The organism is Mesorhizobium sp. P5_C1 (assembly GCF_054049815.1).
Map to the genome: position 1 here is coordinate 1 of NZ_JBFULQ010000165.1, position 11039 is coordinate 11039.

Below are 11039 nucleotides of genomic sequence, written 5' to 3' on the forward strand. Positions count from 1 at the left end.
TTCTTCATGTTACCGAACTTGACGTCGCCGGTCTGCGCCATGAAGCCGTCGATGACGCGGTGGAAGGCGACGTTGTCATAGGCGCCCTGGCGCACCAGCTTCTTGATCTGCGCGACGTTCTTGGGTGCCAGATCGGGCCGAAGCGCGATGGTGACGTCGCCGTCCTTCAGAGTGATGATCATGGTGTTTTCCGGGTCGGCGGCGAAGGCCGAGACAGACGAGGTCACAAGACCGGCAAGCACAATGAGGAACGAGGCAAGCTTTTTCAGCTGCATATCTATCTCCGGGATCTTATTTCGCGAATTTGGCGGTGAGCGCACCGGCAACCGCCGCCGGCACGAAGGGGCGGATGTCGCCTCCCATCGAGGCAATCTGGCGGACAAGTGTGGCGGTAATGGTGCGCACGGACGGGCTGGCGGGCAGAAAAACCGTCTGCAGTTCAGGCGCCATGGTCTCGTTCATGCCGGCCATCTGCATCTCGTAGTCGAGGTCGGTGCCGTCGCGCAGGCCTCGGATCATGATCGAGGCGCCCTGCTTCCTGGCCGCGTCGATGACCAGCCCGTCGAAGGCGACAACCTTGATGCGCGCACCGTCGCGGCCAAATAAAGCCTTCGTCGCACTCTCGATCAGCGCCACCCGTTCCTCGAAGGAAAACAGCGGCTGCTTGCCCGGGTGGATACCGATGGCCGCATAGACGACGTCGGCCACCGCCAGCGACGCTTTCAGCACATCGAGATGGCCGTTGGTCAACGGGTCGAAGGAGCCGGCATAGAGGGCGATGCGTTCAGTCATGGCTGGTGCTTCTAACGAGCCTCTCTCGCAAAGGCAAATCCGATTGGCGAGCCGGTCGTGAACCTTTTCCGCCACGTGAACGACAGATGAACACGCCGATCACGAAGCCTTCACGCAGCGTTCACTAGGTTGCACCTTAATAAGATGAAACCAAAATCCCATCTATCCGTTGTTAGGCGCAGGAGAACACACACATGCTGATCTACATGCTCGCCACCGCAATGACCGTCGCCATGCTGATCGCCACCGTTTTCGGCTTGCATCAGGAGGCTCAGCGCATCCGCATCAAGGCCAATACCAAGCGCTTCGAAGGTTTTGGGCCCCGCAAGCCATATCGCCACTACTAAGTTTCGCCTGAACGTGCCACCACGCCGGCCAATGGGCCGGCGTTGCTATGTCAAAACCTGGCGCTGGACTTATTCAGCGCTGTCCGGGCCGGCGTCCGCCGTTGGATCAATCTCAGAGCCGGCGCTTTCTTCGATTTCCTCGTCCGCCTGCGGTTCGGATATCCGCTCGACCGAAACCACCTTTTCACCTTCAGCAGTGTTGAAGATGGTCACGCCCTTGGTGGCGCGGCTGGCGAAACGGATGCCGTTCACCGGCACCCGAATGACGGTACCGCCGTCCGACACCAGCATGATCTGGTCGTCATTGCCGACCGGGAAGGTCGCCACCAGCCTGCCGATCTCGGCTACCTTCGAAACGTCGGTGGCACGAATGCCCTTGCCGCCGCGTCCGGTCAGCCGGAAATCATAGGACGACGAGCGCTTGCCGTAGCCATATTCGGTTACCGTCAGCACGTACTGCTCGTGCTGCTTGAGGAATTCGTAGCGCTCGTCGGAAAGCTCCGTCTCCTCGCCGACCTCTTCGTTGGTCAGCGCGATCTCTTCCTCTTCGCCGGCCGCGATGCCGGCGGCAAGCCGCCGTTCGGCCGCCGCCCGCTTGAGATAGGCGGCGCGCTCTGCCGGCGGCGCATCGACATTCTCGATCACCGACATCGAGATGATGCGGTCGGTCTCGGCCATGGTTATGCCGCGCACGCCGACCGAATTGCGGCTCTGGAACACGCGCACGTCGCCGACCGAAAAGCGTATGCACTGGCCGGAGCTGGCGGTGAGCAGCACATCGTCATTGTCGGTGCAGGTCTCGACGCCTAGAATCTCGTCGCCCTCCTCCTCCAGCTTCATGGCAATCTTGCCGTTGCGGTTGACCTGGACGAAGTCGGAAAGTTTGTTGCGTCGAACGGTGCCACGCGTGGTGGCGAACATCACATCGAGCTCGCCCCAGCTTGTCTCGTCCTCGGGCAGCGGCATGATGGTGGTGATGCGCTCGCCCTGCTCCAGCGGCAGCATGTTGATCAGCGCCTTGCCGCGCGATTGCGGGTTGCCGATCGGCAGCCGCCAGACCTTCTCCTTGTAGACGATGCCGCGCGAGGAGAAGAACAGCACCGGCGTGTGCGTGTTGGCAACGAACAGCCGGGTGACGAAATCCTCTTCCTTGGTCGACATGCCGGAGCGGCCCTTGCCGCCGCGGCGCTGCGCCCGGTAGAGCGACAGCGGCACGCGCTTGATGTAGCCAGAATGGCTCACCGTCACGACCATGTCCTCGCGCTGGATCAGGTCCTCGTCTTCCATGTCCGCGCCACCATCGGTGAGCTCGGTGCGGCGTGGCGTGCCAAACTCGTCGCGCACGGCGGCAAGCTCATCCTTGACGATCTGCTGGACCCGCGCGCGGGAAGACAAAATGTCCAGGTAATCAATGATTTCGGCGCCGATCGTGTTCAACTCGTCGGCGATCTCGTCGCGGCCGAGCGCGGTCAGGCGCTGCAGGCGCAGTTCGAGTATGGCGCGCGCCTGCTCCTCGGACAGATTGTAGGTGCCGTCCTCGTTGATGCGATGGCGCGGATCGTCGATCAACAGGATCAGCGATTCGACATCGCCGGACGGCCAGCGCCGCTCCATCAACTGCTCACGCGCCGTCTGCGGATCCGGCGCGGTGCGGATGAGCTTGATCACTTCGTCGATGTTGGCGACGGCGATAGCGAGACCGACCAGGACATGGGCGCGGTCGCGCGCCTTGCGCAGCAGGAATTTCGTGCGCCGGGTGATCACTTCCTCGCGGAAGGCGACGAACGCCCTCAGCATGTCGGTCAACGTCAGCAGTTCCGGCTTGCCGCCGTTGAGCGCCACCATGTTGGCGCCGAAGGATGTCTGCAGCGGCGTGAAGCGGTAAAGCTGGTTAAGGATGACGTCGGCGACGGCGTCGCGCTTCAGTTCGATGACGACGCGGTAGCCCTGGCGGTCGCTCTCGTCGCGGATGTCGGAAATGCCCTCGATGCGCTTGTCGCGCACCAGTTCGGCCATCTTCTCGATCATCGACGACTTGTTCACCTGGTAGGGAACCTCGGTGATGATGATCGACTCGCGGTCGTTGCCGCGCGCCTCGATGTTGACTTTGCCGCGCATGACGATGGAGCCGCGGCCGGTTGAATAGGCGCTGTAGATGCCGGAACGGCCAAGCACGATGCCGCCGGTCGGGAAATCCGGCCCCGGGATGATCTCCATCAGTGCCGGCAGGTCGATCGCCGGATTGTCGATGATGGCGATGGCGCCGTTGCAGACTTCGCTGAGATTGTGCGGCGGGATGTTGGTCGCCATGCCGACGGCAATGCCGCCGGAGCCGTTGACCAGCAGATTGGGGAACCGTGCCGGCAGAACCTTGGGCTCGCTGCCGGACGCATCATAGGTGTCCTGGAAATCGACGGTGTCCTTGTCGATATCCTCCAGCAGCTCATGCGCGACCTTGGTCAGCCGCGATTCGGTATAGCGCATCGCCGCCGGCGGATCGCCGTCGATGGAGCCGAAATTGCCCTGTCCGTCGATAAGCGGCACGCGCAGCGACCAGTCCTGCGCCATACGCACCAAAGCGTCGTAGATCGAGGCGTCGCCATGCGGATGGTATTTACCCATCACGTCGGCGACCGGGCGCGCCGACTTCACATATTTGCGGTTCCAGTGGTAACCGCTCTCATGCGAGGCGAAGAGAATGCGGCGATGCACCGGCTTCAGGCCGTCGCGCACGTCCGGCAGCGCACGGCTGACGATCACGCTCATTGCGTAATCGAGATAGGAGCGCTGCATCTCCTCGACGATGGAGATCGGCTCGATGCCGGTGGGGCCGCCGTCGGCGCCGCGCGGTGTCTTTTGGTCGGTCAAATCGGATCACAATCTAATCAGGAATCACTCGCTGCTTATATAGGAAGCAAGCCCGAAACTCCAATATCTGCGACACTTTTCCAGTGTCAATTTTAGTGGTAATTTCAAAAGGATACCACTGATTGCGACGATATGGCCAAGGCGGTTTCGCCGCCACCAAGGCAAAAGCCTGCGATGGACCGTTTTCCCCCAGCGAAAGCCACGAGCGCGATGAATTGGACCTCTTGGCTGCCGTTGCGAGCCCTGAGTGGTTGGACGCCGAGGGATCTGAACGGCGATCTGGTCGCGGGCCTCACACTGGCCGCGATCGCCATTCCCGAACAGATGGCGACCGCCCGCCTCGGCGGCTTTGCTCCCGAGGTCGGCTTCTTCGCCTTTGTTGCCGGTTCGGTGGCGTTCGCCCTGTTCGGTGCCAACCGGCACCTGTCGGCCGGTGCGGATTCGACCATCACGCCTCTCTTTGCCGGCAGTCTCGCCGTGCTCGCCGCAGCCGGGTCGCCGCACTATCTGGCGCTGGCTTCCATGCTGGCGCTGATGGTCGGGCTGATCGTGATTCTGAGCGGTGTCTTTCGCCTTGGTTGGGTCGCCGACCTCCTGTCGGTGCCGGTCACGACGGGTTTTCTGGCCGGCATCGCCGTCCATATCATCGTTTCGCAATTGCCCGGACTGCTCGGCCTGCCCGCCCAGAACGGTCAAACCTTGCGACGCATCGGTGAGATCGCCGGCAGCCTGCACCTCACCAATCCCTGGAGCCTCGGCCTCGGCCTCGGCGTGTTCGGAACCGTATTCTGCGCCGAACGCATCAGCGCCCGCATCCCCGGCGCATTGATCGGCATGGTGCTCGCCACCTCTGCGGTTGCCGTCTTCGGCCTCGAGGATCGCGGCGTCGAGGTGCTCGGCGCCTTGCCCAATGGCCTGCCACGGGCCGGCCTGCCGCTTGCCAGCCTTGGCGATGTGCAGGCGCTGGTCCCGCTGGCATTGCTGATCGCCATCGTCGTCATGGTGCAGACAGCGGCCACCTCCCGTTCCTTCGCGCCGCAACAGGGTGACGCTCCTGACGTCAATCGCGATTTCGTCGGCGTCGGTGCCGGCAGCATCGCATCGGGCCTGTTCGGCGCCTTTGCGGTCAATGCCAGCCCGCCGCGCACGGCAATCGTCTCCCAGTCGGGTGGCCGCTCACAGGTCGTGGGCCTCATTGCCGCGGCCATCGTGCTGGCGCTGGGTGCTTTCGGTGGCGGCCTGCTCGCCGATGTTCCACAGGCCGCCCTTGCCGGTGTTCTGCTTTTCGTCGCCCAGCACATTCTGYGCTGGAAGGTGTTCGCCAATGTCTACCGGCAGGCGCCGGTCGAATTCGCATTGATCCTCATCACGATGGCAGCCATCGTCGTGCTGCCCATCGAGACCGGCGTTGCGATCGGCATCGGCCTGTCGCTCCTGCATGGAATCTGGACCGCAACGCGCACACAGCTGATCGAACTGGAACAGGTGCCGGGGACTTCGGTGTGGTGGCCGCCCAGCGAACCAGTTGCAGGCGAACAGCTTCCCGGCGTGCTCGTCGCGGCATTCCAGGCGCCGCTGTCCTTCGTCAATGCCGACGGCTTCAAGCGCGGCTTTGTCGATCTTGTCGATGCCAGGCGTGAGAGCGTGAAGCTGGTCGTGCTGGAGGCCAGCAACATCGTGGAGATCGACTACACGGCCGCGCAAGCCCTGATCGACACCATCACCCATTGCCGCAAGGCGGGCGCGATCTTTGCCATCGCGCGGATGGAATCGCTGCGCGCCCAGGCGGCGCTGGCACGATTTGGCATCGCCGACCTGATCGGCCCGCAGCGGATTTTTCACAGTGTCGATGCCGCCATCAGGACGCTCGCTCCGGACCAGCAGCCGCAACAACAGGACAAAGCCAAATGACGACCACACGGGAACCCTTGTTGACCCCCGTCGCAGTCAGAGATTTACGGCCGACGCAGATCACCGTCGGCATGCGGGAAGTCGCCTTGAAGCGCCAGATGATCCGCTCGCAAAGCCCCAAGAGGACTGGCACTTTTCTCGGCACCCATATGGTCCCCGTCGTGCTGGGGCCGAAGAAGCGCAACTATGTCACCGATCACCACCATCTCGCCCGCGCCCTGCTCGAGGAAGGCATCGGGGATGTTCTGGTCACGGTGATCAGCGACCTGTCGGACCTAGACAAGGACGCCTTCTTCTTCGTGCTCGACAATCGCGGCTGGATGCATCCGTTCGATGAGAACGGCAGGCGCCGGGGCTACGACGCCATTCCCAAGACCATGGCCGAACTCGTCGACGACCCCTACAGGAGCATGGCCGGTGAACTGCGCCGGCAAGGTGGTTTCGCCAAGGACACTACTCCGTTCAGCGAATTCCTGTGGGCGGACTTTTTGCGCAGGCGCATCGACCGGGATGCGGTGGCGAAGAATTTCGACAAGGCGATGAAGGAGGCCCTGAACCTGGCCAAGGCCAAGGACGCCGACTACCTGCCGGGTTGGTGCGGCCCGACGTCCGACTGACGCCGCAAGGCCGCAGCGACGGACAAAGCTTCCACAGCGCCGCTCGCGCGGCGGGCGCGATACTGGCCCGGCGTCTCGCCCATGACGCGCCGAAACCGGCGATTGAACGTCGACAAATCGTTGAAGCCTGCGTCGAAGGCGATCACCGTGACCGCATCGTCGGACAGCCGCAGCCGCACCGCCGCGCGGTGCAGCCGGGTCTTGAGCAGGAACTGGTAGGGCGTCATGCCCGCGACCTGCCGGAAGATGCGCAGGAAATGATAGGGGCTGGTCGCGGTCTCKTCGGCAAGCGCTGAAAGCGAGACCGGCCTGTCGGCATCGAGTTCGATCCGCCGCACCGCTTCGGCAACCCGTTTCTGATCGCGTCGGCTTGGCGTGCGCCTGACATACGCGGGGCTGGAGACTGCTGCCACCGCGGCACCCGCAATGCGCAGCCCGAGTTCCTCGAAGGCGTCGACGTCGGCCATCTCGCGAGCGGTTTCCGCGTCGGCGAGCAAGGATGCCAGGGCCGGCAACGGCGGCAGGCGTGGGGCCTCGAAGGTCAGCTTTTTCGCGCCCGGCACGCCAGCCACGATCCGCTCCATGTAGGCCGGCCCGAAATGGAACGAGAGGCAACGGTCGCCACTGCCATGTTCATGCCCGCATTCGTAGCATGTGCCGGGATTACCGAGCAGGAGCGCGCCGGGCGCCAGCATCGCCGTGCCTTGTTGCGCGCGATAGCGGAACGTGCCGCCGGTGACAGCGGCGACGCAGAAATCCCGATGGGCTTCCTCGAACGGCCGCTCACCGGCGCTGGCCGTGCAGATCACATCCGCCACGTACCAGCCGGCCCCGGATGCGAGAGTACGCGTGGTCGCTGTCATGACCGAAATATAGCAATTTTTCCCAAGCCCAGAACCCCATCGCAGCCTACTCCTCCCGGTCTCCTGACAAGAAGAGACCGGAACCATGTACGACCAATCCTCCTTTGCCGAAGCCTTGCACAGTGCCGGACCAATCGACGGACTTGCTGAAAAACTGAACCTCTATGGCCGTTTCGTCGGCGCCTGGACTTTTGACGCCTCCCGCCATCTCGAGGACGGCACGGTGCTGACCGGGAGTGGCGAAGTGCATTTCGGCTGGGTGCTGGAAGGCCGCGCAATCCAGGACGTGTGGATTCTGCCCGCGCGGGACGCCGGCCCCTCGCCTTCGCTCGGCAAATGGACGTTCTATGGCACGACATTGCGCGTCTACGACCCCGCCGCCGACGCCTGGCACATCTTCTGGAGCGACCCGCGCAACCAGTATTACAGCCGGCAGCTCGGCAATGCCGAAGGCGACACGATCGTGCAAGTGGGCGCCGATGGCGCCGGCTCCTCGGTGCGCTGGAGCTTTTCGCGCATCACTGAGAATTCCTTCCGCTGGCTTGGCGAGCGCTCCCACGACAATGGCGCGACCTGGCGGCTGGAAGTCGAATTCCTGGCGCGCCGAACAGCAACAACCTGACGCTACAAGCCATTGTAACAATGGAGAAAAATATGTTCGATCATATCTCGATCGGCGTTCGCGACGCCGCTGCTTCCAAGCGCTTCTACGATGCTGCTCTGAAGCCGCTCGGCTATAACTGTCTCAGCCAGTCGCCGGGCTCGTTGGGTTATGGCGCGCAAGGCGTCGTGCTATGGGTCAACGAGGCCGCGCGGCCGGTGCCACCAGACGCAAAATCCGGCCTGCATTTCTGCTTCGCGGCACCGACGCGGAGCAGCGTCGACGCCTTCCATGCCGGCGGCTTGTGCGAAGGCGGCAGCGACAATGGCGCACCGGGCCTGCGCGCCGACTATGGCGAAAACTACTATGCCGCCTTCGTCGTCGATCCGGACGGCTATCGTATCGAGGCCTATTGCGGCGCTGCCGGCTGAAGCAAACAATTCCAGGAAAGCGTGCAACGGGCTTTCCGTCCGTAGCCGCGTCACGACGAAGGCGTGTCGAAGTTTCGGTTTCGTCCCTCTGACGGTTCCCACCGACCGGGCTTTGCTCTACCAATGTCATGGTGCGGGCACGGCCCGGCGGGAGGGGTCAGAGATGCCGAGCTTCGACAGCCTGTTCAACGCCTTCGTCACCATTCTCGTGACCATCGATCCGCCTGGCCTGGCGCCGCTGTTCCTCGCCGTGACACGCGGCATGAACCGCGAGGAGCGCCAGCAGGTTTCCGTCCGCGCCTCGATCATCGGTTTTCTGGTGATGGCGCTGTTTGCGGTTGCCGGCGCCTCGATCCTGTCGGTCTTCGGCATCACGCTGCCGGCCTTCCGCGTCGCCGGTGGCTTCCTGTTGTTCTTCATCGCTTTCGAAATGGTGTTCGAGCGACGGCAGGACCGCAAGGAGAAGATCGGCGACGTCGCCATCACCAAGGACATGATCCACAACATCGCCGCCTTCCCGCTGGCGATCCCGCTGATCGCCGGCCCCGGCGCCATTTCGGCGACGGTGCTTTTGTCCAGTTCATTCCAGGGCTTCGCCGCGCAGGCTGCGCTGGTCGGCATCATCTTCGTCTGCCTTGCCATCACCTATTTGGTGTTCGTGCTGTCGGAACGTATCGACCGCATCCTCGGCCAGACCGGGCGTTCGATCCTGACCCGGCTGCTCGGCGTCATCCTGGCCGCACTTGCCGTGCAGTTCGTCGCCGACGGCATCAAGGCGCTGATGGCGGGATAGCTCGCGACGAGCCGCCGAAGCCGGCCCTACTTCGCCGTTGTATCGATGACTTCGAAATCGTGGGTGATCGTGGCGGTCTTGGCCAGCATCGCGGAGGCTGAGCAGTATTTTTCGATCGAAAGATCGATCGCCCGTTTAACCTTGTCGCTGGAGAGCGACCGGCCCTTGACGACGAAATGCATGTGGATGCGGGTGAACACCCTGGGCTCGGTTTCGGCCCGGTCGGCGTCGAGCTCGACCACGCAATCCTCGATCGCCTCGCGCCCCTTTTCGAGGATATGCACGACATCATAGGCCGAACAGCCGCCGGTGCCGATCAGCACCAGTTCCATCGGGCTAGGTCCTGGCGTCTTGCCTTCCGGTCCGAGCGCGGTTCCCAGCACCACCTTGTGGCCGCTGCCGGATTCGCCGACGAAGGTGCGCTCCTCCACCCACTTTACACGTGCTTTCACCTGATATTCCTTCCACTTGGGGTCATCTGCCTCAAGGATTAAATAGGATCATGGTCCGGCCTGCGCGACGCCAAAGACGACATCGTGCATGACCCTACCCGGCAACAGCGTGAAGATGCCGGCCCCGACCAGCGCTAAGACATACAGCGCAATCATCGACTTGCGATGCTTGGCGACGCGATGATTGTGCGCGTGCCACACCGCCAGCGGTACGGTGACCAGCACCAGGATCGACAGGAGATGGATGGGACTGAAAGGGCCGACGAGGCGGATCTGATGAATCCAGAAACTCGAGACGGCGATGACCAGCATCAGCGCGGCCCAGACATAGCCCGCGATGCGATGGCGCCGCGTTCCCTTCGGCAGCGCCAGCTGCGTGGCCCCTATCGCCAGTGCGGCGAAAGCCGCTAAGGCATGCCAGGGAACCGGAGAAGGGGCGGCAAGCAGCGGTTGCAGCGACATTGCCGCCTCTCCGGTGGCTGATTGTCCTCAGAACGGGATTTCGTCGTCCAGTTCGCGCGACGAACCGCCGCCACCGCCGCTCTTGGCGCCGCCGCCACGATTGAAGCTTTCGCTCGGGCTGGACTGGCCGAAATCGGAACCACGGCTGCTGCCGCCACCGGCATAGCCGCCGACCTGACCGCCCTCACCCTGACCGCGTGCGTCGAGCATCTGTAGCTCGCCGCGGAATTTCTGCAGCACGACTTCCGTCGTGTACTTGTCGTTGCCGGTCTGGTCCTGCCATTTGCGCGTCTGCAACTGGCCCTCGACATAGACCTTCATGCCCTTCTTCAGATACTGCTCGGCCACCTTGGCAAGCTGATCGTTGAAGATGACGACGTTGTGCCACTCGGTCTTTTCCTTGCGCTCGCCGGAATTCTTGTCGCGCCAGCTTTCCGACGTCGCAATGCGGATGTTGACGACCGGCTCGCCCGAGTTCAGGCGACGGATTTCCGGATCYGCACCGAGGTTGCCGACCAGAATGACCTTGTTGACGCTACCCGCCATGATATTTCTCCGCGCTCATCCGAAACAAATTTTTGTCGCAGCACCTTACAGGCTGCAGACCATCACCGCCTGCTATGGCTGGCTTTTCCCACAAGGTTTTTGTTCCCTTTTCGTTCTATGATGCCGGTGGCGTTCTGTCAATGTTTGTCAGCAAGATGTAGTGTTCCGGTCCGAAATTTCCATGAAATCGGGAATGGGTCGGGGCAATCAAATGAACTCCGTCAGACATGAGGACCAGCCGCGCGAGCAATGGCGAGCAGGTGTGGGAACGCGTATGCATGTGTCGGCMAGCAACGGTGCATCGCAACTTTGCATATTCGAGCAATGGGTCGAGCCCACGGTCGGCGCCCCAACGC

General features: G+C 62.8%; 13 protein-coding genes. 6 read left to right on the plus strand and 7 right to left on the minus strand.

Annotated features, from left to right (window positions below; genetic code table 11):
* Nucleotides 1-275 (minus strand): peptidylprolyl isomerase (locus tag ACXJ7R_RS15185; RefSeq protein WP_457152546.1); only part of this gene is annotated, 275 nt, incomplete at its 3' end.
* A gap of 16 nt (nucleotides 276-291) precedes the next feature.
* Complete coding sequence (gene coaD, locus ACXJ7R_RS15190; RefSeq protein ID WP_457152547.1) at nucleotides 292-792, minus strand: pantetheine-phosphate adenylyltransferase; 501 nt, start codon at nucleotides 790-792, stop codon at nucleotides 292-294.
* Between the two features lie 194 nt (nucleotides 793-986).
* Between coaD and ACXJ7R_RS15195 the strand changes: the two genes are divergently transcribed.
* Entirely contained in the window at nucleotides 987-1139 is a 153-nt protein-coding gene (locus tag ACXJ7R_RS15195; RefSeq protein WP_095085054.1) for a hypothetical protein, read from the plus strand.
* A 69-nt stretch (nucleotides 1140-1208) separates the two neighbouring features.
* Here the strand turns inward: ACXJ7R_RS15195 and gyrA are convergent, their stop codons facing one another.
* Nucleotides 1209-4007, minus strand: a complete 2799-nt coding sequence (gene gyrA, locus ACXJ7R_RS15200) for a DNA gyrase subunit A (RefSeq protein WP_095085055.1) — start codon at nucleotides 4005-4007, stop codon at nucleotides 1209-1211.
* A gap of 210 nt (nucleotides 4008-4217) precedes the next feature.
* On the opposite strand from gyrA, the gene ACXJ7R_RS15205 reads away from it, so the two are divergent.
* Nucleotides 4218-5918 (plus strand): SulP family inorganic anion transporter, encoded by a 1701-nt coding sequence (locus ACXJ7R_RS15205; RefSeq protein WP_457152548.1) that lies wholly within the window; start codon nucleotides 4218-4220, stop codon nucleotides 5916-5918.
* Nucleotides 5915-6535: a ParB-like protein gene (locus ACXJ7R_RS15210; protein ID WP_457152549.1), complete on the plus strand. Its 621-nt coding sequence runs from the start codon at nucleotides 5915-5917 to the stop codon at nucleotides 6533-6535. The genes ACXJ7R_RS15205 and ACXJ7R_RS15210 overlap by 4 nt, the downstream gene beginning before the upstream one ends.
* Here the strand turns inward: ACXJ7R_RS15210 and ACXJ7R_RS15215 are convergent.
* Nucleotides 6499-7398 (minus strand): AraC family transcriptional regulator, encoded by a 900-nt coding sequence (locus ACXJ7R_RS15215; RefSeq protein ID WP_457152550.1) that lies wholly within the window; start codon nucleotides 7396-7398, stop codon nucleotides 6499-6501. The two genes, ACXJ7R_RS15210 and ACXJ7R_RS15215, sit on opposite strands and share 37 nt — an antisense overlap.
* Nucleotides 7399-7483: 85 nt before the next feature.
* Here ACXJ7R_RS15215 and ACXJ7R_RS15220 point away from each other — a divergent pair, with 85 nt between their 5' ends.
* From ACXJ7R_RS15220 to ACXJ7R_RS15230, 3 genes are all read left to right on the plus strand, one after another.
* The gene (locus ACXJ7R_RS15220) at nucleotides 7484-8020 is read left to right on the plus strand and encodes a hypothetical protein (protein WP_457152551.1); all 537 of its coding nucleotides are present in this window, start codon (nucleotides 7484-7486) and stop codon (nucleotides 8018-8020) included.
* Between the two features lie 32 nt (nucleotides 8021-8052).
* Nucleotides 8053-8430: a VOC family protein gene (locus ACXJ7R_RS15225; protein ID WP_457152552.1), complete on the plus strand. Its 378-nt coding sequence runs from the start codon at nucleotides 8053-8055 to the stop codon at nucleotides 8428-8430.
* Nucleotides 8431-8593: 163 nt separating this feature from the next.
* Nucleotides 8594-9223, plus strand: a complete 630-nt coding sequence (locus tag ACXJ7R_RS15230; RefSeq protein WP_023736559.1) for a MarC family protein — start codon at nucleotides 8594-8596, stop codon at nucleotides 9221-9223.
* A 26-nt stretch (nucleotides 9224-9249) separates the two neighbouring features.
* On the opposite strand, the gene ACXJ7R_RS15235 is transcribed toward ACXJ7R_RS15230, so the two are convergent.
* Genes ACXJ7R_RS15235 through ACXJ7R_RS15245 form a run of 3 tightly spaced genes read right to left on the minus strand, consistent with a single transcriptional unit; the run spans nucleotide 9250 to nucleotide 10683 of the window.
* On the minus strand, nucleotides 9250-9675 hold the full coding sequence (locus ACXJ7R_RS15235; RefSeq protein ID WP_457152553.1) for an OsmC family protein: 426 nt from the start codon (nucleotides 9673-9675) through the stop codon (nucleotides 9250-9252).
* A gap of 48 nt (nucleotides 9676-9723) precedes the next feature.
* Entirely contained in the window at nucleotides 9724-10137 is a 414-nt protein-coding gene (locus ACXJ7R_RS15240; RefSeq protein ID WP_457152554.1) for a DUF2306 domain-containing protein, read from the minus strand.
* Between the two features lie 27 nt (nucleotides 10138-10164).
* Nucleotides 10165-10683, minus strand: a complete 519-nt coding sequence (locus ACXJ7R_RS15245; protein WP_095085060.1) for a single-stranded DNA-binding protein — start codon at nucleotides 10681-10683, stop codon at nucleotides 10165-10167.
* Between the last annotated feature and the right edge of the window lie 356 nt (nucleotides 10684-11039).

Excerpts from the sequence above, each read along its gene's own strand:
- ACXJ7R_RS15225 (WP_457152552.1), top strand. The coding sequence starts at position 8,053 with ATGTTCGATCATATCTCGATCGGCGTTCGCGACGCCGCTGCTTCCAAG.
- ACXJ7R_RS15195 (WP_095085054.1), top strand. The coding sequence starts at position 987 with ATGCTGATCTACATGCTCGCCACCGCAATGACCGTCGCCATGCTGATC.
- ACXJ7R_RS15220 (WP_457152551.1), top strand. The coding sequence starts at position 7,484 with ATGTACGACCAATCCTCCTTTGCCGAAGCCTTGCACAGTGCCGGACCA.
- ACXJ7R_RS15240 (WP_457152554.1), bottom strand. The coding sequence starts at position 10,137 with ATGTCGCTGCAACCGCTGCTTGCCGCCCCTTCTCCGGTTCCCTGGCAT.
- ACXJ7R_RS15210 (WP_457152549.1), top strand. The coding sequence starts at position 5,915 with ATGACGACCACACGGGAACCCTTGTTGACCCCCGTCGCAGTCAGAGAT.
- coaD (WP_457152547.1), bottom strand. The coding sequence starts at position 792 with ATGACTGAACGCATCGCCCTCTATGCCGGCTCCTTCGACCCGTTGACC.
- ACXJ7R_RS15230 (WP_023736559.1), top strand. The coding sequence starts at position 8,594 with ATGCCGAGCTTCGACAGCCTGTTCAACGCCTTCGTCACCATTCTCGTG.